This is a genomic window from Nocardioides sp. NPDC004968 (assembly GCF_040608935.1).
Classification (GTDB): Bacteria; Actinomycetota; Actinomycetes; order Propionibacteriales; family Nocardioidaceae; genus Nocardioides.
This window is the reverse complement of record NZ_JBEXJF010000024.1, coordinates 44,743-66,135: the sequence shown is the minus strand read 5'-3', so window position 1 is coordinate 66,135 and position 21,393 is coordinate 44,743. Positions and strand designations below refer to the sequence as shown.

At 69.4% G+C, this 21,393-nt stretch carries 20 protein-coding genes; 6 read left to right on the top strand and 14 right to left on the bottom strand.

What is annotated here, in order from left to right; translation table 11 throughout:
- Positions 1 to 118 precede the first annotated feature (118 nt).
- The 5 genes from ABZU72_RS20065 to ABZU72_RS20045 form a co-directional block, all read right to left on the bottom strand.
- Positions 119 to 454, bottom strand: coding sequence for a DUF1048 domain-containing protein (locus ABZU72_RS20065; RefSeq protein ID WP_355020584.1), 336 nt, complete (start codon positions 452 to 454; stop codon positions 119 to 121).
- A 132-nt stretch (positions 455 to 586) separates the two neighbouring features.
- Positions 587 to 1,882, bottom strand: coding sequence for a DUF222 domain-containing protein (locus ABZU72_RS20060; RefSeq protein WP_355020583.1), 1,296 nt, complete (start codon positions 1,880 to 1,882; stop codon positions 587 to 589).
- Between the two features lie 443 nt (positions 1,883 to 2,325).
- Complete coding sequence (locus ABZU72_RS20055; protein ID WP_355020582.1) at positions 2,326 to 3,105, bottom strand: GntR family transcriptional regulator; 780 nt, start codon at positions 3,103 to 3,105, stop codon at positions 2,326 to 2,328.
- Between the two features lie 462 nt (positions 3,106 to 3,567).
- Positions 3,568 to 5,076 (bottom strand): fused MFS/spermidine synthase, encoded by a 1,509-nt coding sequence (locus ABZU72_RS20050; protein WP_355020581.1) that lies wholly within the window; start codon positions 5,074 to 5,076, stop codon positions 3,568 to 3,570.
- 9 nt (positions 5,077 to 5,085) lie between these two features.
- Positions 5,086 to 5,997, bottom strand: a complete 912-nt coding sequence (locus ABZU72_RS20045) for a DMT family transporter (RefSeq protein WP_355020580.1) — start codon at positions 5,995 to 5,997, stop codon at positions 5,086 to 5,088.
- Positions 5,998 to 6,038: 41 nt separating this feature from the next.
- On the opposite strand from ABZU72_RS20045, the gene ABZU72_RS20040 reads away from it, so the two are divergent.
- Together ABZU72_RS20040 and ABZU72_RS20035 are read left to right on the top strand one after the other, a co-directional pair.
- Positions 6,039 to 6,527 carry a MarR family transcriptional regulator gene (locus ABZU72_RS20040; RefSeq protein ID WP_355020579.1) on the top strand — a complete coding sequence of 163 codons (489 nt, stop codon included), beginning with the start codon at positions 6,039 to 6,041 and terminating at the stop codon, positions 6,525 to 6,527.
- Positions 6,528 to 6,592: 65 nt separating this feature from the next.
- Positions 6,593 to 7,588 (top strand): MerR family transcriptional regulator, encoded by a 996-nt coding sequence (locus ABZU72_RS20035; RefSeq protein ID WP_355020578.1) that lies wholly within the window; start codon positions 6,593 to 6,595, stop codon positions 7,586 to 7,588.
- An 88-nt stretch (positions 7,589 to 7,676) separates the two neighbouring features.
- On the opposite strand, the gene ABZU72_RS20030 is transcribed toward ABZU72_RS20035, so the two are convergent.
- The 5 genes from ABZU72_RS20030 to ABZU72_RS20010 all read right to left on the bottom strand — a co-directional run bounded on the left by ABZU72_RS20030 (position 7,677) and on the right by ABZU72_RS20010 (position 12,735).
- Positions 7,677 to 8,765: a hypothetical protein gene (locus tag ABZU72_RS20030; RefSeq protein WP_355020577.1), complete on the bottom strand. Its 1,089-nt coding sequence runs from the start codon at positions 8,763 to 8,765 to the stop codon at positions 7,677 to 7,679.
- A 133-nt stretch (positions 8,766 to 8,898) separates the two neighbouring features.
- The gene (locus ABZU72_RS20025; RefSeq protein WP_355020576.1) at positions 8,899 to 10,227 is read right to left on the bottom strand and encodes a hypothetical protein; all 1,329 of its coding nucleotides are present in this window, start codon (positions 10,225 to 10,227) and stop codon (positions 8,899 to 8,901) included.
- Positions 10,224 to 11,105, bottom strand: a complete 882-nt coding sequence (locus tag ABZU72_RS20020) for a hypothetical protein (protein WP_355020575.1) — start codon at positions 11,103 to 11,105, stop codon at positions 10,224 to 10,226. Before ABZU72_RS20020 ends, ABZU72_RS20025 begins: the two co-directional genes overlap by 4 nt.
- Positions 11,102 to 11,464, bottom strand: coding sequence for a hypothetical protein (locus tag ABZU72_RS20015; RefSeq protein ID WP_355020574.1), 363 nt, complete (start codon positions 11,462 to 11,464; stop codon positions 11,102 to 11,104). The genes ABZU72_RS20020 and ABZU72_RS20015 overlap by 4 nt, the downstream gene beginning before the upstream one ends.
- Before the next feature lie 95 nt (positions 11,465 to 11,559).
- Positions 11,560 to 12,735, bottom strand: a complete 1,176-nt coding sequence (locus ABZU72_RS20010) for a pyridoxal phosphate-dependent aminotransferase (RefSeq protein WP_355020573.1) — start codon at positions 12,733 to 12,735, stop codon at positions 11,560 to 11,562.
- A 52-nt stretch (positions 12,736 to 12,787) separates the two neighbouring features.
- On the opposite strand from ABZU72_RS20010, the gene ABZU72_RS20005 reads away from it, so the two are divergent.
- Positions 12,788 to 14,278, top strand: a complete 1,491-nt coding sequence (locus ABZU72_RS20005; RefSeq protein WP_355020572.1) for a potassium/proton antiporter — start codon at positions 12,788 to 12,790, stop codon at positions 14,276 to 14,278.
- Positions 14,279 to 14,402: 124 nt separating this feature from the next.
- Here ABZU72_RS20005 and ABZU72_RS20000 read toward each other — a convergent pair whose 3' ends face one another.
- On the bottom strand, positions 14,403 to 14,918 hold the full coding sequence (locus ABZU72_RS20000; protein WP_355020571.1) for a LytR C-terminal domain-containing protein: 516 nt from the start codon (positions 14,916 to 14,918) through the stop codon (positions 14,403 to 14,405).
- A 28-nt stretch (positions 14,919 to 14,946) separates the two neighbouring features.
- Positions 14,947 to 15,240 (bottom strand): type II toxin-antitoxin system VapB family antitoxin, encoded by a 294-nt coding sequence (locus ABZU72_RS19995; protein WP_045551249.1) that lies wholly within the window; start codon positions 15,238 to 15,240, stop codon positions 14,947 to 14,949.
- A 216-nt stretch (positions 15,241 to 15,456) separates the two neighbouring features.
- Here ABZU72_RS19995 and ABZU72_RS19990 point away from each other — a divergent pair, with 216 nt between their 5' ends.
- Complete coding sequence (locus ABZU72_RS19990; RefSeq protein WP_355020570.1) at positions 15,457 to 17,007, top strand: helicase HerA-like domain-containing protein; 1,551 nt, start codon at positions 15,457 to 15,459, stop codon at positions 17,005 to 17,007.
- A 54-nt stretch (positions 17,008 to 17,061) separates the two neighbouring features.
- The gene (locus ABZU72_RS19985; protein WP_355020569.1) at positions 17,062 to 18,552 is read left to right on the top strand and encodes an amidohydrolase family protein; all 1,491 of its coding nucleotides are present in this window, start codon (positions 17,062 to 17,064) and stop codon (positions 18,550 to 18,552) included.
- A gap of 68 nt (positions 18,553 to 18,620) precedes the next feature.
- On the opposite strand, the gene ABZU72_RS19980 is transcribed toward ABZU72_RS19985, so the two are convergent.
- The gene (locus ABZU72_RS19980; protein ID WP_168381080.1) at positions 18,621 to 18,791 is read right to left on the bottom strand and encodes a hypothetical protein; all 171 of its coding nucleotides are present in this window, start codon (positions 18,789 to 18,791) and stop codon (positions 18,621 to 18,623) included.
- Between the two features lie 193 nt (positions 18,792 to 18,984).
- The gene (locus tag ABZU72_RS19975) at positions 18,985 to 19,872 is read right to left on the bottom strand and encodes a fused MFS/spermidine synthase (protein WP_355020568.1); all 888 of its coding nucleotides are present in this window, start codon (positions 19,870 to 19,872) and stop codon (positions 18,985 to 18,987) included.
- A 113-nt stretch (positions 19,873 to 19,985) separates the two neighbouring features.
- On the opposite strand from ABZU72_RS19975, the gene ABZU72_RS19970 reads away from it, so the two are divergent.
- The gene (locus ABZU72_RS19970) at positions 19,986 to 21,335 is read left to right on the top strand and encodes an RDD family protein (RefSeq protein ID WP_355020567.1); all 1,350 of its coding nucleotides are present in this window, start codon (positions 19,986 to 19,988) and stop codon (positions 21,333 to 21,335) included.
- Positions 21,336 to 21,393 lie beyond the last annotated feature (58 nt).

Sequence of the window (21,393 nt, the reverse complement as noted above, 5' to 3'; positions counted from 1 at the left end):
AAATTCTGCAGATTTTGCCGAAAGGGGGTGACAACCCCTTAGGTGATGCGGCAACATTGTTCTTGCCCCGCTGGTGACCCGAGACGCCAGCGGGGCTCTTACGTTTTCCCGCCACACCTCATGCCAGCTTCTGGGCGACCTCGTTGAGGTTGGCGCGGAGCTTGGCGCGGTAGGCGTCGTGCTGCTCGGGCAGCCGTGCGTCGCAGAAGGCGGCCAGGTCGGTGCCGGTGACCTCGATGACGGAGGTTCCGTTGGCGGCTTCGGTCTCGAACAGATCGAGGATCTCGCGGAGGATGGCGACGATGTCCATGCCGTCGCCGGCGGTGAAGCGCCACATGTAGCTCTTCATCTCTCCATAGACGGTGCGGTAGTCCGCGGGAAGCTCGGCGGCACGGGCCTCCATCCGCTTCCAGTCCTTCTTGTCACCCACGAGGCGGCTGAGGAGGTTGTTCATGATGGTGCTCCCTTGGATCGGTTGGTGTGTTCCCCGGGCTCCCGTGTTTGGGGCCGTGCAAGAAGCGTGCAGCCCTGACGTAGCGTCAAGGTCAAGCACCGATCCGAAGAAAGTTTCCGGGACCCTGGGGCCTCAGGCCGCGAGGGTGTGTTCGAGGAGTACGTCGCGCAGCCCGAACTCGGCCCGGGACCAGGTTGGTGGGGGTTGTGCCCAGGCGTCGGGTGGCGGGCTGATGTAGGTGTGGCCCGTGGGTGTGATCGTGATGATGCTGCCGTCGGGTCCCGGTCTGGCTTGCCAGCCGAGGGCTTCCTTGGCTTGGTTGCACCTTTCACACAGTCCTTGGAGGTTCTCGGCGCTGGTTTCGCCGCCGTCTGCGTGGCGTTCGACGTGGTCGATGTTGCGGATCGGGGCATCGCAGCCGTTGGTACGACAGATCCCGCCGTCACGGGTGGCGATGAACTCCGCGAGCCCCTCGGGTGCCTTCCGGGCACGTGATTCCATCGCGACCAGCCGACCGGCAGGGTCGGTGAACAGGCGACGGACGAAGACCTCGGCGTCGTTGAGCGCGTCGCGGGCCCAGGTCGCTGGGACGGGGCCGTAGCCCTCGACCATGGCCGGCTGATCCGCGTCGCCGGTGAGGGAGTCGGCGGTCATCACGATCTTGACTTCGATCCGAGGCTTCGCATCGGTGGTGCTACGGCCGGTGATCCGGTCGACGAGGGTGTCGGCCATGACCTGGCCCCGGGTCCGCTCGTCACCGGCAGCCGCAGCGGTCTTGGCTGCTTGGTCGAGTGCGGCAAAGACGGCGACGCCGTCCTTGACCGGCAGCAGGGCACCGAGCCAGGTCATCGTGTCCGGTGCCGGCCGCAGGCTGACGCGGCGGTCTTTCTCGGCGTTCGCGGCCCGGGCGACGACGGATTCCTGGTCGAGGGTGATGGCGAGTTTCTTGGCGGCGTTCTCGAGTTGGCGTAGCCCCATCGAGACCGCACGAGCCGGTTCACCGCCCGGGCCTGTGGCGCAGAGTTCGTAGTCGATGACCTTGCGGTCATCGAGCGAGAGGCACGCGGTTTCGCGGGCGAGGATGGTGGCCTGCCATTGCGAGAACAGTCCGGCTCTCATCAGCGCGAAGGTGTGCGGCATCTCGTTGATCAGGATCTTCGCCAGTCCGAGCAGTTTGGCGCCCTTCTCGGGCGAGACCCGCCGCGCCAACGCGATCTGCGAAGCGACACCCTCGCCAAGCCTGCGGGCAGGAACCCCGGCCTCGGCCTGGCGGGCGCGGACGGCTTCGTCGAGACGTACTGCCGCTTCTGCTTGGACAGCCTCGGCAGTGCACTTGACCGCTTCGAGACCAGCGATCCAGTCGACCAGCTCAGCCTCGGACGCACCCGGAGGCGGCCCTGTGAGGAGGTGTTCGACGGTCTCGTACATGCGCCTTATTATATGCGATCGAGTACCCAGGCGCGACCTATTTGTGCTGTTCAGATGACAGTTACGCAGTCAGCGAACAAGCAACGGAGCTCCGCGCCACTCTCTCGCCGCCGCCCCGATATAGGCGAAATCTTTCTCGATCGGGTGCCGGGTCAAGGATGGCCGAAGGCCACCGCGAAGCGGCGCCCGAAGGGCGTCCTTGACGCGGCGCGCGATCGAGAAACACTCAAAGACCGGGTCGGCGGCGAACCCTGAAACGAAGAACAGCCGCTAAGCGAGCCTTCCCCAGCAAGAGAACCGTGTTGGTCTCGACACGCCTCCGCCGCCCTCGCTTCGCTCGGGTGCTCCCTCGCTCGGCACACCCGGACGAGCAAGCTCGCCGGGCGGCCTCGCTCGGTCGCATAGCGGCTCCGGCGGTTCGACCACCGGGTGATCAGCGAGGCTTACTGGAGCTTGAGATCCAGCCCGTAGACGATCCGGTCGGCGACCCCGACCGAGTCGGTGACGCACACGACCCGGTCCTCGGCGAGGAAGCGGCGTCGGTCGGAGAGGACCGGGGTGCCGTCGGGGATCTGCAGGTCGTAGGTCTCCTGCGGCGTCGGCATCCGCGACTCGATGTCCATCGCGACCGTGGTGACCTTGACGCCGACCGTGGCCAGCAGGTCCTTGATCGGCGGCTGCGGCCAGTCGGCGGACGGCGTGGCCAGCGGGGTGTCGATGACCAGCGGATACGGGATGTAGGCCGTGGTGCGGTATTCGGCGGTGTCGTCGCCGCTGATGTAGAAGGTGAAGGTGGTGCTGAGCAGCTCGCTGCGCGGGTCGAGGTCGAAGGCCGCCCCCAGCTTCTCGCCGGCGGGGATCACCTCGTAGGTGTGCTCGACCGAGAGACCGTCGTCCGGGCCGCGCGGGGGCTGGTTGTAAGCGGCGTCCGGCTTCGCCGGGTGACTGCGGTCGGTGATGAGCATGCTCATCAGGTCGTAGCGGGTCTTGGTGGCGTCGCGTACGAAGACACCACGGCCCTGCTCGCTGGTGATCAGGCCTTCGTTGCGCAGCACCGCCAGACCCCGCCGGATCGTGGCGCGGTCGTAGGGGAAGGTGTCCATCAGCTCGGGTTCCGTCGGTAGACGCTCGCCGGGCAGATAGGTGCCGTCGTCGATCTGGGCCCGCAGATAGTCGGCCACGTGGAGGTATTTCGGCAGGCCGCGCGGACGGGGGTTACTCATGGGAGAACACGTTACTGAGGCGTACAGATCCCGAATAGCCGCATAGCCCCACCCTTTCCGCCTTGACCCGTTGCAATGAGTGGACTTATGGTCAAACGTGTCTCGGGGCGTTGGGCGGCATGGCCCAGCTGTGACACCGGCGTCTCGAGGCACTCAACGACGAGAGCCATCGACATTCCTTGGGGGGAATTCGTGTTCGTAGACGACAGACTCAGCATGGGGTCCAGCGAGAGGCCGCCGGTCCTGTCCAAGGACCCGCTGGTCTACCGCACCGACCGAGGGAGCTTCTGGCACCTTCGCTCAGGCAAGAGGAGCAACGGGTACGTCATGACCGTGTGTGGCCGGCGGCTGGGGACGTGGCATGTGCTGCCGCCGCGCAGGCTCAGCAAGGTCGCGCCCAATCAGGTCTGCGTCGGGTGCCTGCGCAAGACGCCGATCGGCGAGGTGAAGCGCCCGAGCGGGTCAGGCAACCTCGAGCAGGCTGAGGTCGGTGAGCCACTCGACCGGCGCGACATCATCGGTGTAGACCGTCCCGCCCCGGGTGCCCGGCTCGAGCCGGGCGGCGGAGTCGGTGAGCGTGCCGGCGAGGTCGGCGGGCTGCGACTTCGCGGTGGCGACGAGGCTGGCGGCGGGATCCGCCTCCGGGTCGACGGTCGCGATCAGGTGGGTGTTGGTCGGGCCGGAGTCCGACCGCCACACGGCCTCGCCGAACGAGGTCCGCAGCGTTGCCGTGAGGACCTTCTCCAGCGCTGTCGAGCCCTCCGGGTGGGCTGAGTTCACGACGAGCACCCCGCCCGGGTTCAGGTGGTCCTTCGCCAGGGCGAAGAACTCCTTCGTGGTCAGGTAGAACGGGATGTAGGGCTGGTGGTAGGCGTCGACCATGATCGCGTCGTACTTCCGGGTCTGCTTCTGCAGCCACGGGCGGGCGTCGGCGGTGTGGAGGTGGAGGTTCGGCTGGTCCTTGAGGTCGAAGAGCTTCTGGCCGACCTCGGTGACGTCCTCGTCGATCTCGACGGCGTCCACCCGGGTCTCGGGGGCGAAGTGGCCGAACTGGCGCGCGGTCGTCCCGGCGGCCGAGCCCAGGATCGCCACCGACTTCGGCGCCTCTGCGCCGGCGTACGACAGCGAGAGCATCTCGTCCCAGTAGGCGCCGGTGAGGTACTCGCCCTCGGTGTAGACCGAGTGCACGGCGTGGCCCTCGTTGAGCTCGAGGTAGCGGCTGCCGTCGTCGTACTCGACCACGCGGGCGTACTGGTACTCCGTCTCCTTCTCCCAGATCACCTCGCCGCCGTTGCTGGTCAGCGTCTTGATCGACCCGGTCGGCAGCGCGATCAGAGCGAGGATCACCGCCGGTACGACTGCCGCCGGCAGCCGGCGCTTGACCAGGTGCGGGATCGCGCAGATCGCCATGAGGAGAGCGAAGATCAGGAACGTACGCCGCGTCCCGACGACCGGGATGAGGAACAGCGAGGCGGCGAAGGTGCCGACCAGGGAGCCGACCGTCGAGATCGCGTAGAGGCGCCCGGCCGCGTGGCCGGCGTCCTCGACGGCTTCGACGGTCAGCCGGACGGCGTAGGGACTGACGATGCCGAGCAGGAACAGCGGGATCGCGAGCAGCACGCCGACCCCGACCAGCGAGCCGGCGAAGGTGGCGATGCTGAGCTGGTCGACGGCCCTGACCGCGAGCGGGAGGAACGGGTCGGCGATGAACGGCACCGCGGCCAGGAGGGCGGCGGCGGCGAGCACGATCTTGGCCAGGCCGGAGGGGTGGGGGTTCCGGTCGGCGATCCTGCCGCCGACGGCGTAGCCGATCGCCAGTGCCACCAGCACCGTCGCGATCGTGTTGGCCCACACGATGGTCGAGTCGCCGAACCACGGAGCGAGCAGCCGAGCCGCGGCCATCTCTGACCCCAAGGTGCCGGCACCGACGGTGAAGACGAGAAGCTCAAGCGCACGCGCACGCAGTTTCATGGGGTGAACCTATCCGGCTGCTCCAACGTCGGCACGCGAGGCCGGTTCTGGCCGACGTCCGGCCTTGATCCGGTCGAGCACCGCAGGCTGTCCGAGGAGTACGCCACCGAGGACCAACGCCATCCCGAGCCCGCTGGTCGGAGTGAGATGTTCGCCCGCGAAAGCGAGGCCGATGAGGATCCCGGCGACCGGGTTGAGCAGGCCGACCAGCGACACCGCGGCGGCGGGAAGGCGCCGCGCGCCACGGAACCAGACCGCGTAGGCGACGACGGTGCCGGCGATGCCGATGTAGATGTAGCCCCCGATCGCCGGCAGGTCGAGAGTGGGCGGCGGGCCTTCGACGAGGAGAGCCACCGGGGCGAGGATGAGGCCGCCCAGGACGAGCTGCCAGGCGGTGAAGGTGAGCAGTCCGACCGGCGGCCGCCAGACCTTGACGAGGATGAAGCCGGTGGAGAAGACGGCGACCGAGGCGAAGGCGGCCAGGACCCCGATCAGGTCGAGGCTTGCGCCGCCACGGAGCACCAGCAGGGCGACACCGATGGCGCCGACGACGCCGGCCGCGAGCGATCCGGCCCGTGGCCGCTCGCCGGCGAAGGCCCAGGCCAGCAGCATCACCACGATCGGCGAGACCGCGGTCAGGGTGGCGGCGAGGCCGCCGGGGAGCCGGTAGGCGGCGACGAAGACGAGGGCGAAGAACGCCCCGAAGTTGAGCAGTCCGAGCGCCGCTGTGCGCCACCACCAGGAGCCATGGAGCAGACCCGGCCGGAGTGCCAGGAGCAGCAGGCCGAAGGGCAGTGCCCGGACCACTGCGCCGAACAGCGGCCGGTCCGGCGGCAGGAACGTGGCGGTGACGAAGTAGCCCGACCCCCATGCCATCGGGGCGATCGCGGTCAGCGCGAGGGTCACGAATCTACTTTCCATGGAAGGTATAATACCTTCCGCGTGAGATATATTCCGTCGTCATGACAGACCACGTCTCCACCGTGATGAAGCAGTGGGAGCGGGAGCGTCCCGACCTCGACATCACCCCGCAGGCCGTCATCGCCCGGCTGCACCGTCTCGCGCTGCGTCTCACCGACGAACTGGTCAGCGTCTATGCCGAGCACGGGCTGGGCGAGGGCGAGTTCGACGTCCTGGCGACGCTGCGGCGGCAAGGCGCTCCGTACGCCCTGACTCCGAAGGAGCTCGGCGAGCAGACGATGGTCTCCTCCGGGGCGGTCACCAAGCGGGTCGACCGCTGCTTGGCTCAGGGCTGGGTCAGCCGGGACCGCCGGGATGAGGACGGTCGCGGGCGCCGGGTCGCGCTGACCGAGCGTGGGCGCGAGCTGATCGACGCGGCTTTCACCGACCACATCGCCAACGAGCACCGCCTGCTCGCCGTCTTCACCGCGGCCGAGCGGCGGTCGCTTGCCCGGCTGCTCGAGAAGTGGACCGAGCAGACCGGGGCTTGAGGTTGCCCCAAGGGGAAGCACCAATCTGCTTCCACCGGTGACCTTCACCGGGGAGGATGGTGACCATGAGCGGGCTCGAGGGGCTTGTGAACATCGGCGACTTCGCCCGGGAGACCGGGCTGACGCCGAAGGCACTGAGGTTGTACGACGACCTCGGTCTGCTGCTTCCTGCCGAGGTGGACCCGGTCTCCGGCTATCGCCGCTACGGGCCCGACCAGGTGGAACGCGCACGCCTGGTGGCTGCACTGCGTCTGGTCGGGATGCCGCTGGCCCGGATCCGGGAGGTCGTCGACATGCCCGCCGCGCTCGCGGCGGTCGAGGTCGAGACCTACTGGCGCCAGGTCGAGGCTGACACGGCCACCCGCCGCAAGATGGTCTCCGTCCTCGTCCACCGATTGAGGAGCGAGGCACGTCAGATGACTACTTCAACCGAGACCCTGAACGTCGAGTTCGGCTTCAGCCACGAGACAGGTGGCCGATCCAGCCAGCAGGACGCCGTCCTGGTCACCCCGGAGCTGATCGCCGTCGCCGACGGATTTGGTGAGCGCGACGATCTTGCCGGGGCGGCCCTGACGGCGTACGCCGCCGGCGGGCTGCGGTCGGCCATCCAGGAGGTGTTCGCGGAGGTGCCGAAGTCGGGCACGACCCTGACCGCGGTCGATCTGCACGGCTCGACCGCGCGGATCACCCACATCGGCGACGCCAGGGTCTTCCTGGTGCGGGACGGAGACGTACGCCAGGTCACCCACGACCACACCGTCGTCGCCGCCATGGTCGAGGCCGGCCAGCTTACGGCCGACGAGGCTCGCTCCCATGAGCACCGGGCGCTGCTCAACCGCGCCCTGGTCCCCGGGGTCGTCGCCGACGAGATGTCGCTCGAGCTGCTGCCCGGTGACCGGCTGGTGCTGACCACCGACGGTGTCCACTCCTACGCGGACGACCTGAATCCGCTGATCGCCGCCGAGGCCGGCCCGCAGTCGGTCGCCGACGCGGTGGCCGCCGCTGTCGTCGCCGCCGGAGAACCAGACAACCACACCATCGTGGTTGCCGACCTGGCCTGACTTCTCAGGCTTTTCCTGCACTTCTCTGGCAATGCAACGCCTGAGAAGTGCAGGAATACCCGGTTAACCGGGTATCCCAACCGCCGGCTCAGAACCAGCGGGACCACCAGCGCTGCCGCGCTGTCGGCGCCTCGTGAAGCTCGGCGGCAGCGGCGGCGAACGAGTCGCGCAGGGAAGGGTAGACGAGCTCGATCTCGGGGTGCTCGACGAGCGTCTGGGCGATCCGGCGGGTGAGGCGCTTGCCGACGGTGGCGATGTGGCGTACGACGGCGTCGACCTCGTCGTCGGTGAGCTGTTGCGGGTGGAAGGGCTTCTGCGGCTTCTCCCGCAGCAGGTCCCGCATGAGCTCGAGGGAGTCGATGTCGTACCGCAGCGCCAGAGCGTGCAGCTCGTCGTCGGCGATCTTCCGGAGCCGCTCGTGGTCGGCGGGAGGCATCAGGGTGTAGGCCGTCGGCCCGAGAGGGCAGGACTGGAGGTGGACGTCGAGGCGCTCCTGGAGCTGCGGCCCGAGCGGGAGGACGTTGAGCGCGCGCTTGATCTCGAGCGCGTGCAGCGAGTAGGAGAGGTTGACCTGCCTCAAGGAAAGGTCGCCGAGCTCGGCGGTGTCGATGGCAGCGGTGTCGAGCAGGTCGGTGAGCAGGCTGCCGCCGACGAAGAGCTCGGGAAGGTAGGGCCGGAGGACGAGCCGGGCGCGCACCGCCTCGGAGTCGAGAGCGTTGTAGAGGTGCTGGTGACCCAGCCAACCGCCGTACGCATCAGGCGCCGCCACGAACGGCTCGACATGCCCGAGCCGCTTGACCCGCTGGTTGTAGTCGGACTCCAGGAAGGCGAGGGGATCGCGGACGTACAGGACGAACCGGGTCTGCGGCGGCAGCAGCTCGGCGATCCCGGGCAGCTCGGGGAGGAACGCCTCGGAGGAGAGCAGCAGCGTGTGGCATCCGCTGCCCTCGAACTCCTCGAGCGTCCTGGCGACCTCGTGGGGCGAGGCCACGAAGAGGTGGCCCGAGCGCTCCATGAGCGACCCGGCGTTGCCGGCGCTGATGCCGTTCTTGTCGACCGTGTGCTGAGGGTAGAAGATGCCGGCCTTCGCAAGCTTCTCCGTGTTGGCGTGGAAGAACGCCTGGACCGCGGAGGTGCCCGTCTTGGGGAGGCCGGCATGGACGACGATGGACTTCACAGGGACCGATCAGGTAGGCGTCAGAGTGCCCTCCGCGATCGACTGGCCGGTGTCCGAGGACAGGTGAGGTCGGGGATGGTGCCGAGGGCGACCTACACCGTATCGACTCACGTCATCGAGGCAAGCCCGCAACTCAGCCGAGGTATCCCAGACTGCGGATCCGTCCGATCTCGTCACGGAGCTCGTCGTGGGCGGCGTTGTCCGCAGCCCGCCCGCCGGCGACGTAGTGGCTCTCCTGCGCCGTGGTGCCGTCGTAGACAACCGTGAACCGGTGTCCGACACCTGCGTTGATGAGCCCGCCGAGGAGCGCCACCGGGTCGGAGCGGTCCTCCAGCGAAAGCACTCGCGTGGTCTCGGGAACGCGCGGCGCTGCCGCGCCAGGAGCACCCACGGTGACTACTTGGTCCACGACGTACGCACCCCCGGCTGCCGCCGCGATCGCGGCCGCCGCGGTGCCCCCGGCCGCGGCGCCGACGAGCATCACGTGGGAGCCGGCCTCGACCGCCTCCTCGATGGTCCGCGACGCGGTGGCGATGTAGTCGGAGAGGTCACCGGAGACGAGCCGCAGGCGCCGACTGCCGGCGTACGGGCCCGGCAGATAGGCGATGTAGCGGCCGGGCGCCGTCTTCTGGACCGCGACACCGGTCTCGGTCGCCTCGAGAGTGCGGATGAGCTCCTCGATGGTGGCCGGGGTGGCGGCCGTGACGTCGCCGGCCGCGGTGTCCTCCTCGGTGGAGGCCAAGGCCCCGCCGATGTCGCGCAGTGCGTGCCCGGCGTCGGTCGCGAAGGCGTCGATCCCGGCGGCGCGCAGCGCGCCCGCGGTGGCTGCCCCGGCGTCGTCCCCACGCGGGAAGCCGGCGGTGAGCAGCGAGCGCAGCTCGAGCGACTCGAGCAGCCCGCCGCCGGTGGCGATGTGGTCCATCAGCTCGGGATGACCCTGGGCGAGCTCGCCAAGATAGGCGGTGACGCCCTCACGGTCGAGCGCGTCGGTCTCGATCAGGCCGGCGGACAGCAGTGACCCGCCGAGCTCGACCTCGGGGGCGAGGTAGTCGAGCGCGTTGGCCGCGATGGCGCCCAGCGTGCTGCGGGCAGCGGCCTGGAGCTCGTCGATCCAGCGGTAGGTCTGCACGGTCGCCCGCACCGAGAGCGCATCGGCCTCGAGCGCCTGGCTGAGCCCGAGGACGCCACCCTTCTCGGAGGTCGCGGCCCGGATCTCCTCCTCGGCCGGCTCCCAGGTCTTCGCGGAGAGCTCGGCGGAGGAGGTGACGTCGTCGTCAGCCAGGATCTCGGCACCGAGCTCGGCCCACTCGCGCAGCTGCGCGCCGGCATCGCCGATGGAGCCGGCCAAGCCGAGGATCTGCTCGTACTTGTCCTCCGGGCCCGCGGGCGGCGCCACCGAGTCGGGGGCGCCACTCGGGAGCGGTCCCAGGCGGTTGATCGGATCGTTGGACGAAGAGCTCATCGAGCCACCTCCGCGAGAACAGGGGCAAGGTCTGCGGCGAGCTCGGACGGCTCCACGCTGGTGATCAGCAGTGTCAGCTCTCCATCGAGCGACACCGTACGCATCGAACGCCAGCCGTCGTTGACCAGCGTCCAGGAGACCGTGCCGATCAGCGGGTTCTCCGGATCGGCGGTGGTCGCGACGATGGCACGCAGCCGGCCGTGGGCCTCGGTGGACAGCGCCTCGAGGGCCCTCGAGACGACCACGTCGCCCTCCGTCAGCACCGGCACCAGATCGCCGCGTCCGGTACGCAGCGCCTCGAAGACGGCGTCAGCGGTCGCGAACGGGACCTCGAGCTGCTCGGGCACTGCCGAGGCCAGCCGGGCGGTGTCACCCGGCAGCGTCGCGGTGCGGCCGAGCTCGGTCGACCAGGCCGCCGAGGGATACCAGGAGAGCTCGAAGACAAGCCCGTCCACGGTAGCCAGCGAGGCGGCTGCCTCACCCTTCTGCCGGTGCCAGGCGCGGCCACGGAGGCCGTCGACGACGACGTCGAGGTCGATGACCACCTCCGGGGTCGCCAGCAGTCCCAGCGCGCCGGCGATCCCGGCGTCGAGGGTCCCGTCGGCGTCGAGGAGGTCGCGGCGCTGCAGCGAGGTGCTGCCCTCGCCGAAGCCGGCGACGGCGCGGGCCAGGGCCTCGGCCTCGGCTGCCGAGCGGGTCTGCCCCAAGCGGGCGTCGAGCCCGTCATCACGGTGCGTCGCGACCTCGAACGGGAGCGGCGCCCCGATGGTCTCGCAGGCATGGGTCAGCTCGGGCAGGGTCAGGCCGACGCGGCGGGGGACACCCGCCCACGGCTCTGTCGGCGCCGCCGGAGCGGGGCCCAGGTCGATCGTGGTCATCGGAAGGTGACCTCCAGCCAGTCCTTGTGGCCCGGCTCAGGGGCCTCGAATCCGTCGAGCTTGTCCTCGGCGATCAGCGCCTCGGCGCGTGCCTCGGCCTCGGCGATCTGCTCCTTGAACAGGTCGACCTGATTGAGGTGCTTGGCCAGGGCGTCGGCCGCCCGGTCATGCTTCTCGGCCGAGCTCCGCAGCGCGGTGGCACGCTCCTTCATCCGCCCACGGAGGGACTCGGCAGCCCGACCGTGCCATGGCACGGCCTCGGACTGCACCACCAGCTTGTCGGCACTCGCGCGGATGTCGCCAGCCTGCTCTCGCAGACGGCTCACCCGACGACGGATCACGTCGCTGTCGCCGTACATATCCCTCCTCGGACAGGTCTCTGTGATGGTCCTACCCCGCAGGAACGGTTTCTAAACGTAAAATCGTGAACTTTCTCAAATTCGCTCGCGACGCCCTATCGCAGGACGGTGGAGAGGCGGTCGAGGCCCTGCTCGATCTCGGCGGCGGAGCCGGCGAAGGAGAGACGTACGAAGCGGTGTCCGTCGACCGGGTCGAAATCGACCCCGGGCGCCATCGCGACGCCCGTGCGGTCGAGGATCTGGTGGCACCAGGCCATGGTGTCGTCGGTCCAGCGGCTGACGTCGGCATAGACGTAGAACGCGCCGTCGGCCGGCGCCATCTCGGTGACCCCGAGGGAGCGGAGGCCGTCGAGGAGCACCCCGCGGTTGGTCGCGTAGCGGGTCACGTGACCGTCGAGCTCGGCGTACGCGTCCGGGGTGAATGCCGCCACCGCGGCATGCTGGGCGAGGGTCGGCGGGCAGATGGTGAAGTTGCCGACCAGGACGTCGATCGCGCGTCGCAGGTGGGCGGGTGCGAGCAGCCAGCCGATGCGCCAGCCGGTCATCGAGAAGTACTTCGAGAACGAGCCGAACACGACGGCGTCGCGCGAGGTCTCCCAGGCGCTGCGGCCACGGCTGCCGTCCCCGCCGTAGGTCAGCCCGTGGTAGATCTCGTCCGAGATCAGCTGGATCCCGGCCTCCTCGCAGTAGCGAGCCAGCGCGGCCAGCTCCTCGGGCAGCAGCATCGTGCCGGTCGGGTTGGCCGGACTGGCCACCACGAGCCCCTTCAGCCCGACGCGCTCGTGCAACTCCCGCACCTGCTCCACGGTCGGCTGGAAGCGCTCGGCGGCACCGGTCGGGATCTCCACGACCTCGCACCCGAGCGCCGCGAGTACGTTGCGGTAGCAGGGATAGGACGGCCGGGCCATCGCCACCCGGTCCCCGGTGTCGAACGCTGCCAGGAACGTCGCCAGGAAGCCGCCGCTGGCACCCGTGGTCACGACCACGTCCTCGGGGGAGACGTCGATCCCGTGCCACGCCCGGTGGTGCCCCGCGATCGCCTGGCGCAGCTCCAGGATCCCGGTCGCCGGCGTATAGCCCAGCGGGTCACCGCTCTGCAGCAGCCGCACCGCCTCGGCGCTGACCGCCTGCGGCGCCCCCGTAGACGGCTGCCCCGAGGTGAGCGAGATGAGATCGGCGTACGTCCGCTGCCGCTGCGCCGCCCGCTCGAGCATGTCCATCACGTGAAAAGGAGGCACGTTCGCGCGTTGCGCGACAGTCAGGCGGTCCATGGGAGCAAACACTAAGATGCAGGTCCATAGGTCGGAGGGGGGCCCGGCGTACATGAGTTTCGACGTCCATCAGTTCGACCTGTTCGTGCTGATCGGCTCCCTGGTCACGCTCCTGGCGATCCTCGCCGTGCGGATGTCGACGAAGGCCGGGCTCCCGTCGCTGCTGATCTACCTGCTGATGGGGGTCCTGCTCGGTGAGTCGGTGCTCGGGATCCGGTTCGACGACGCCGCGCTCGCGCATGCGGTCGGCTTCGGGGCACTGGCGCTGATCCTGGCCGAGGGTGGTCTGACGACGTCGTGGAAGGACGTACGTCCCGCCTTCGGTCTCGGGCTGATGCTGGCCACGGTCGGGGTCGTCGTCTCGATCGGGATCGTCGCGGTGGGTGCGCACTACCTGCTGGGCCTTCCGTGGCAACTGGCGTTCCTGCTGGGGGCGGTGACCTCACCGACCGACGCCGCGGCGGTGTTCTCGGTGCTGCGGGTGGTGCCGCTGCCCAAGAGGCTGACCGGTGTCCTCGAGGCGGAGTCGGGGCTCAACGACGCCCCGACCGTGGTGATCGTGACGCTGATCGCCAGCGGGGCGATCGCTGAGCACCATCCGGTCGTCGTGGCCGGGATCGTGGTCGGCGAGCTGCTGCTGGGCATCGTGGTCGGCCTGCTCGTCGGGTTCGGTGGGGCATGGCTGATGCGGCGGGCCGCGCTGCCCTCCGCCGGCCTCTATCCACTGGCGGTGATGACACTGGCCTTCCTGGCGTACGGCGGAGCGGCGTGGCTGCACGGGTCCGGCTTCGCGGCGATCTACGTGGCCGCGCTCGTGCTCGGTAACTCCGAGCTGCCCCACCGCGGTGCCACCAGGTCCTTCGCCGAGGGCGTCGCCTGGCTGGCCCAGATCGGGCTCTTCGTGATGCTCGGGCTGCTGTTGTCCCCCGGGCGTATCGACCTCCAGACGATCGGTTTCGCGCTCGCCGCCGGGCTGATCCTGACCTTTGTCGCCCGGCCCGCCTCCGTGCTGGTCAGCACCGTGGTCTCCCGGATGACGTGGCGCGAGACCGCGTTCGTCTCCTGGGCCGGATTGCGCGGCGCAGTGCCGGTCGTGCTCACCACCATCCCCCTGGCCGCGGGCGTCGACGGCGCCGAGGAGCTCTTCGACCTGGTCTTCGTGATGGTCGTCGTCTACACGCTGCTGACCGGCCCGACGCTGCCGTGGGTCGCCCGGGTGCTCGACGTCGCTCGCCCCAACGACCCGCGCTCGCTCGACCTCGACGTCGCGCCGCTGGAGCAGATCGCGGCCGATCTGATCCAGCTCCGGATCCCGCCCGAGTCGCGCCTGCACGGCGTCGAGGTCAGCGAGCTCCGGTTGCCCATGGGGTCGTCGGTGTCGCTGCTGATCCGCGACGGGCGGACCATGGTTCCGGACGACACCACGGTCCTCCGCGCCCGCGACGTCGTCCTGGTCGTCGTACCCCGTCACCAGCGTGAGCTCGCGGAACGGCGTCTCGAGATGGTCAGCCGGAAGGGACGGCTTGCCGGTTGGCTGCGCTGAGGGGTGGGTCGGAATACCCGGTTAACCGGTGAAACCTGCACTTCTCAGGTGTTGCAATGCCAGAGAAGTGCAGGAATACCCGGTTAACCGGGTATTCCAACCTCGCAGATCCGTGCGAACGCGCCTACTCGACCGGAGGGCTGCAGATCGTGGCGTCCGCCTTGGCGGTGACGGTCTTGTCGCCGCCGGTGACCTCGGGGAAGTTCTCGCCGGTGACGACCACGATGCCCGGGATGTCGGACTTGGTCTCCATGATCTTCGCGTCACCGAGCCAGCTCGCGACGAGCGCGGCTGAGGGCGCGTTCTTGTCGGGCGTCCACACCTCGACGGTCTTCAGCTTCGTGCCGCTGGGGGCGTTGCCGGTGGACCCCTTGACGAAGCCCGCGTCGACGAGGTCCGTCATCGCCCGGGTGGCGAGCCCGGCGCGCGTGCTCGCGTTGAGCACGGTCACGACCACCTGCGACGGGTAGACCTCGGAGCCCTTCTTGACCGGCGCGTCCACACACGGACCGACATCGACCTTCTGCGGGAAGGGTGCGGTCATCGCGTTCCATCCCCAGGCACCGGCCAGAGCGACCGCGGCCGCGAGCACGGCGAGGATGATGAACGTACGAAGTCCCGTGAGGGCCGAATCGAGCATGACGCCGAGCCTAACCGCTCGGTACGCCCTAACCGAGGCTGTGCACGCGGGCGTGCAACACGTTGCGCTGTTGGAGCGCCGCGCGGAGCGCCCGGTGGAGCCCGTCCTCGAGATAGAGCTCGCCGTTCCACTCCACGACATGGGCGAAGAGGTCGCCGAAGAACGTCGAGTCCTCGTTGAGCAGAGCCACCAGCTGGAGGGTGTCCTTCGTGGTCACCAGCTCGTCGAGGCGGACCGTCCGAGGAGGCAGCGCGGCCCACCCCTTGGTCGTCAGACCATGGTCAGGGTAGGGGCGAGAATCGCCGACACGCTTGAAGATCACCCTCGTGACTGTATCGCCCCCTGACCAAATCCCAACACATGCCTTCGTGCCCGATAGGAGATCGCCGGCTACGCGCCGCCCCAGCACGCGCCCGGCGGCGTTGTCGTCGGTCGACGGCCAACACCGGGCCGCCTCCCTCCTCCGCCTTGCCGGACACGCACTGGGACGGCGCTCGCTTCGGCGCCCTATCGGGCACGAAGTCATAGAGTCCTGGTCATGACGGATGCTGCTGCTCTCTCAGAAGCGGTCGGGCCCGGCTACCAATTCGAGGGTTCCGCCCTCGAGCTCGGGGGCCTGATGGCGGACGCTGAGACGTTGTTGGAGACGCCGATTCGCATTCCTTTGGGGATGTTGAACCGGCATGGGCTGGTCGCCGGCGCGACCGGCACGGGAAAGACGAAGACCCTGCAGCTGCTCGCCGAGCAGCTCTCCGCAGCCGGGGTCCCGGTGTTCGCAGCCGACATCAAGGGCGACCTCTCCGGTCTGTCCGCGCCGGGCGAGTCGAGCGAGAAGCTGACCGCACGGGCGGCCTCCGTCGGGCAGGCCTGGCAGGCGCGCGGGTTCCCGGTCGAGTTCTTCGCGCTCGGCGGTGAGGGCACCGGCATACCGGTCCGGGTCACGGTCGACGCCTTCGGTCCGACGCTCCTCTCCAAGGTCCTGGATCTCAACGAGACCCAGGAGTCCTCGCTCGGTCTCGTCTTCCACTACGCCGAGAAGGCCGGCCTGAAGCTGGTCGGCCTCGACGACCTGCGGGCGGTGCTGCAGTGGCTGGTCTCCGACGAGGGCAAGGCCGATCTCAAGGGCCTGGGCGGCCTCTCGTCCGCGACGACAGGGGTGATCCTGCGTACGCTCATCGCCTTCGCCGACCAGGGTGCGGACGAGTTCTTCGGTGAGCCGGCGTTCGCCGTCACGGATTTCGTACGCAACGACGGGGACGCCGGGATCATCTCGCTGCTCGAGCTTCCCAACCTGCAGGACCGGCCGGCGATCTTCTCGACCTTCCTGATGTGGCTGCTCGCCGAACTCTTCCGGGCGCTGCCCGAGGTCGGTGACGTCGACAAGCCCAAGCTGGTCTTCTTCTTCGACGAGGCGCACCTGCTCTTCAACGACGCCTCCGACGCGTTCCTCGACCAGATCACCAACACGGTCCGGCTGATCCGCTCCAAGGGTGTCGGCGTCTTCTTCGTCACCCAGAAGCCGACCGACGTCCCCGACGACGTGCTCGGCCAGCTCGGCTCGCGCATCCAGCACCAGCTGCGGGTCGCCACGCCCAACGACGCCAAGGCTCTCAAGGCCAGCGTCAACACCTACCCGACCTCCTCCTACGACGACCTCGGCGCGGTCATCCAGACGCTCGGGATCGGCGAGGCGATCGTGACCGTCATGAACGAGCGCGGCGCGCCGACGCCGGTCGCCTGGACGCGGCTGCGCGCCCCCGAGTCGCTGATGGGTCCGGCGGAGGCCACCGCGATGGAAGCCGCCGTGGCGGCATCGCCGCTGGCGGCGAAGTACACCGCGTCCGTCGAGGTCGAGTCCGCCGTCGACCAGCTCAAGGCGAAGACGGACGCCGCGGAGGCCGCACGCACGGCCGAGGCGGAGGAGAAGGCCGCCAAGAAGACCGCCCCGAAGAAGTCCTCCGGGTCGCGATCCCGGTCGCGTGACGACGACGACTCGATGATCGAGACGGTGGTGAAGTCGACTGCCTTCAAGCAGGCCGCGCGCACCGCTGCGAGGGAACTCGTCAGGGGAATCTTCAAGCGCCGCTGAGGCTCCTCGGTATCTGATTGGCTCGAGCATGGGCAGACTCCTTATCGTCTGCTCATGCCCGACCTTCTCCTCAGGAACGTACGCATCGTTCCGCTCTCACCTCAGGCGAACGCGCCTGCCGGGGTGGTTGACGTTCTCGTCGCCGACGGTGTCGTGACGGCGGTCGGAGAAGGCCTGTCCCGACCGGAGGGTGTCGAGGCGTACGACGCCGGTGGGCGCTGGCTCGTGCCGGGGCTGTGGGACGCCCACACCCACCTCGGCCAGTGGACGCTGCGGGCCAGCAGGCTGGACCTGCAGGGCACCCGTTCCCCCGCCGAGGCGCTGGCGCGGGTCGCCGCGGCCGCGCGCGAGATCGAGCCGGGCGAGGCGATCGTCGGGACGGGCCACTCGGCGGGCACCTGGGACCGCTGGGGGACTGTCTCCGAGCTCGACTCGGTCACCGGCGGCATCCCCGCGATCCTGGTCAACCACGACTTCCACCACGCCTGGCTGAACACCGCCGCGCTCGACGCGGTGGGGCTGCCGCGCCGTGAGGACATGGTGCAGGAGACCGAGTGGTACCAGGCCTATCCGACGGTCGCGGAGCTCTTCGAGGCCAGCGGGAACACACCGGCGGCCTACCGCCGGATGCTGACCCGGACCGCCGGGCTCGGGGTGGTCGGGATGACCGACTTCGAGGTCGGTGTCCGGCTCGACGACTGGCGGTGGCGGTGGGCGTACGACTGCGATCTGCTCCGCATCCGGGTCGCGACGTACGCCGACCAGCTCGACGAGGCGATCGCCGAGGGGCGGCGTACGGGCGACCCGCTGCTCCCGGGCGACGATCGGCTGACGATGGGACCGCTGAAGATCATCAGCGACGGCTCGCTCGGCACGCGGACGGCGTGGTGCTGTGACCCGTACGCCGACGACCCGGACAGCTGCGGAGCGCCGAACCAGTCACTGGACGAGCTGCAGGGGCTCCTGGAGAGGGCACACGCGGCCGGCCTCGAGGTGGCCACGCACGCGATCGGTGACCGGGCGGTGGCGGAGGCGCTGGCGGCGTACGCGATGACGGGGGCGCGCGGCAGCATCGAGCACGCCCAGCTCGTACGTTGCGAGGATCTGCCGCTGATGGCTCGGCTCGGGATCACCGCATCCGTGCAGCCGGCGCACATCCTCGACGACCGCGAGATGACCGAGGACGTCTGGCCGGGGCGGGAGGACCGCTGCTTCGCGACCCGCTGGATGCTCGACGAGGGAGTGCGGGTTGCGCTCGGGTCGGATGCTCCGGTCGCGCCGCTCGACCCGTGGCTGGCCATCGCGGCCGCCGTCGGTCGCTCGCGGGACGGCAAGGAGCCGTGGCACCCGGAGCAGGCACTCACCGTCCAGGAGGCGTTGGCGGCGTCGGTCGACGGTCAGCCCACGGTCGCTCCCGGATCACGCGGCGACCTGGCTGTGCTCGACATCGACCCGCTCCGGGCCTCGGTCGGGGATCTCGCCGCGATCGCCCATGGCGGGGTCGTGCTGACCGCCGTCGGCGGCCGGATCGTCCACCGGGCGTAGCGAAGGCCCGGCCTTCACCGGCCGGGCCTTGCGCCATGGGATCGTGGATCCCCCCATTTAGCTGCTGGTCAGGCGGACCAGCGCACCGAGTCGTCGACGAAGTCGGCGAACACGTGAACACCGCGCAGGTCCTGGCGCTCGTCCATGAGCTTCGTCAGGGCACTGGCGTGACGGAACTTGAGGCTGTGCTGCTTCGCGGCACTGTTGGCCTCAGGCTGGGTGGCGGTGAGTGTTTCCATCGAGGTCCCCCCTACAACGGATAGATGGTGTGCATCGTGGTTTGTCCTGCGCATCAAGCATCCCGCCCGCAAGTCGCAAGCAGGTTGTTTGAACGTTACAAGCCGGTTTCGGTAAAAGAAATGGCTGTCGATGCCTGTTGCGGTATCTGCCGAGCGATAGGGCCGAATCTCGCTAGACAAAGGCGATGGAGCCTCAGTCAGCGGCGGATCTGAGCGTGTCGACGGCCTGGCGGGCCTGCTCGAGGAGCCGCAGCGCGGCGCTCGCGTCGGGAAGGTTCGGCTCCGGAGACCAGAGCTGGTCGGCCTCGCTGATCGGATCGGCGCCGTCGATGATCGGGTCGAGGTCGGTCACCAGCGCGCCCTTCGACGGGTCGCCGGCGAGCGAGGAGCGGATCACGTCGCCGTCGATCGGGGACGCCGAGGCGATCAGGGTGGCGTTGCCGAACCTCGCTCCCGCGAGCGCGGACCCCTGCACGATCATCGCGACATGCCCGAAGACCGTACGCAATGTCGCGAGCTCACGACGGGTGAAGAGCAGTTCGGGGCCGGCGACGGAGTTCAGCACGAGCCGACCCTCCTCGCTCAGCGCGCTGCGCGCCGCGGCCATGCACTCCAGCGAGGTGAATGCCGGCGGGATCCGGTTGCCGACGAAGACGTCGATGACGATGGCATCGTGTTCCGAACCCGGGTGCGCCTCGAGCCAGGAGCGTGCCTCGGCGGTCTCCATGGTGATCCCCGGGGGAAGCGGGAACCGTGACCTGGTCAGCTCCACCAGCGCGGGCTCGATCTCCACGACCGTCTGCCTGGTCGCCGGCCATCGGTGGGCGACCGCACGGGGGAGCGCGAGCAGCGCGCCGCCCAGGTGGGCGGCGCTGCGGGGCGCCTGGTCCCCGAGCGCAGCCAGCATCCACCGGATCGAGGCGAGCTTCGGCGGTTGCGCCGGGTCCTCCCCGAGGTGGGACTGCGCGACGCCGTCGATCTGAATCGCCCAGCCGTCCTCCTTGCGTACGAGATCGGCGGTGCTGCCGTCCGAGAAGACGATGCGCTCGAGGCTCCCTGATGGCCCGGAGGGTGTTGACATACCTCGATCCTGCCAGACACCATCGCGCCCGAGCCGGGACATTCCGGTAGCCTTCTGGCGTTGTTGGTCAGCGCCGAAATTACTCGGACATCGGGCGTGAGGGAGTTCTTGCGGTGGAGATATGGGAGGTCGCCGAAAATGACGACCGGATCGAGGGTCTCACCGCCGACGGAAAGCCGGATCCGGCCTACGCCGCCTCGCTCGGTCTGAAGGACGCGCCGCTGGGCCGCCGTGCGGCCGCGGCCGCCGTCGACATCGTCTGCTACCTGCTCCTGCAGGTCCCCTACCTGGTCTTCACGCTCCCGCTGCTGCTGAAGCTTGCCCAGGGCAAGTTCGGCTTCGCCCGGTTCCTGAGCCACCCCGACTTCATGCTGGCGGCGATCGCGGGCGGCGCCACCGTGTTGCTGAGCCTGATCTTCGTCATCGTCCAGATCGTCTTCCACGGCCGCCGCGGGGTCACGCTGGGCAAGTCCGTCGTCGGAATCCGCTCGATCAACGTCAAGACGCTCGAGCGGCCGGGCGTCGGCCGCGCCTTCCTCCGCGCGCTGGTGCTCTGGGGCTCCGGGATCATCCCGATCGCTCCGATCGCCTTCCTCGCCTCGCCGCTGTTCGACAAGGAACAGCGGAGCCGCGGCTGGCACGACAAGGTCGCCGAGATCTGGATGGTCGACGTACGTGAGGGCCTCGACCCCTACGACGAGAAGCGGATGCGCATCGCCCGGAAGACGGTCGCGGCCGCGCCCGTCGCGCAGCGGAAGTCGCTGCCCTCGCTCACCACCCCCAACGATCACGACGCCGGCAGCTACCGGCCCTCGGGGCGGGTCAGCGCCGGCGTACTCGGCGTCTCCCGTCCGAAGGCGAGGAACGACGAGCCCGGTGCTTCCGCGGGCGGCTCGCTCGCGACACCGCCGTCGGGACCGGTGGCACCGAAGCCGGTGACCCCGTCGATCCCGCCCTCGCGCGCGGTGACCCCCAACCAGGGCCAGACGGTTCCCCCGCCGCCTCCGACCCCGACGCCCACGCCTTACCCGACACCGACCCCGCATCCGGCCCCGACGCCGACGCCTACGCCCGCTCCCACGCCGGCCCCCACGCCGCTGCCCACGTCCGGTGGTCAGCAGCCTCCGGCGCAGCCGCGCGAGCGGGGCATCATGCTCAAGGTCGACTCCGGTGAGCGGATCCCGGTGGCCGGCTTGGTGCTGGTCGGCCGTGACCCCGCTATGACGGAGAACACGCTGGGGGCGCGTACGGTCTCGATCATCGACGTGTCGGTCTCGAAGACCCACCTCTCGCTGCGCCCCAGCGGTGACGGCGTCGAGGTCACCGACCGCGGCTCGACCAACGGCACCGTGGTGATCCACGAGGGTGCCACCCGACGGCTGAACGCGTGGGAGCCGGTGCTGGCACCGGTCGGCGCGATGATCCGCTTCGGTGACCGCTCGGCCCTGGTGCGTCGCGGGTGACCGCCGCTCCATCTGCCGCATCTGGCTGCAATGACTGGCACGTTGACGAGGGGAACGA

Excerpts from the sequence above, each read along its gene's own strand:
- ABZU72_RS20065 (WP_355020584.1), bottom strand. The coding sequence starts at position 454 with ATGAACAACCTCCTCAGCCGCCTCGTGGGTGACAAGAAGGACTGGAAG.
- ABZU72_RS20060 (WP_355020583.1), bottom strand. The coding sequence starts at position 1,882 with ATGTACGAGACCGTCGAACACCTCCTCACAGGGCCGCCTCCGGGTGCG.
- ABZU72_RS20055 (WP_355020582.1), bottom strand. The coding sequence starts at position 3,105 with ATGAGTAACCCCCGTCCGCGCGGCCTGCCGAAATACCTCCACGTGGCC.
- ABZU72_RS20050 (WP_355020581.1), bottom strand. The coding sequence starts at position 5,076 with ATGAAACTGCGTGCGCGTGCGCTTGAGCTTCTCGTCTTCACCGTCGGT.
- ABZU72_RS20045 (WP_355020580.1), bottom strand. The coding sequence starts at position 5,997 with ATGGAAAGTAGATTCGTGACCCTCGCGCTGACCGCGATCGCCCCGATG.
- ABZU72_RS20040 (WP_355020579.1), top strand. The coding sequence starts at position 6,039 with ATGACAGACCACGTCTCCACCGTGATGAAGCAGTGGGAGCGGGAGCGT.
- ABZU72_RS20035 (WP_355020578.1), top strand. The coding sequence starts at position 6,593 with ATGAGCGGGCTCGAGGGGCTTGTGAACATCGGCGACTTCGCCCGGGAG.
- ABZU72_RS20025 (WP_355020576.1), bottom strand. The coding sequence starts at position 10,227 with ATGAGCTCTTCGTCCAACGATCCGATCAACCGCCTGGGACCGCTCCCG.
- ABZU72_RS20020 (WP_355020575.1), bottom strand. The coding sequence starts at position 11,105 with ATGACCACGATCGACCTGGGCCCCGCTCCGGCGGCGCCGACAGAGCCG.
- ABZU72_RS20015 (WP_355020574.1), bottom strand. The coding sequence starts at position 11,464 with ATGTACGGCGACAGCGACGTGATCCGTCGTCGGGTGAGCCGTCTGCGA.
- ABZU72_RS20010 (WP_355020573.1), bottom strand. The coding sequence starts at position 12,735 with ATGGACCGCCTGACTGTCGCGCAACGCGCGAACGTGCCTCCTTTTCAC.
- ABZU72_RS20005 (WP_355020572.1), top strand. The coding sequence starts at position 12,788 with ATGAGTTTCGACGTCCATCAGTTCGACCTGTTCGTGCTGATCGGCTCC.
- ABZU72_RS20000 (WP_355020571.1), bottom strand. The coding sequence starts at position 14,918 with ATGCTCGATTCGGCCCTCACGGGACTTCGTACGTTCATCATCCTCGCC.
- ABZU72_RS19990 (WP_355020570.1), top strand. The coding sequence starts at position 15,457 with ATGACGGATGCTGCTGCTCTCTCAGAAGCGGTCGGGCCCGGCTACCAA.
- ABZU72_RS19985 (WP_355020569.1), top strand. The coding sequence starts at position 17,062 with ATGCCCGACCTTCTCCTCAGGAACGTACGCATCGTTCCGCTCTCACCT.
- ABZU72_RS19980 (WP_168381080.1), bottom strand. The coding sequence starts at position 18,791 with ATGGAAACACTCACCGCCACCCAGCCTGAGGCCAACAGTGCCGCGAAG.
- ABZU72_RS19975 (WP_355020568.1), bottom strand. The coding sequence starts at position 19,872 with ATGTCAACACCCTCCGGGCCATCAGGGAGCCTCGAGCGCATCGTCTTC.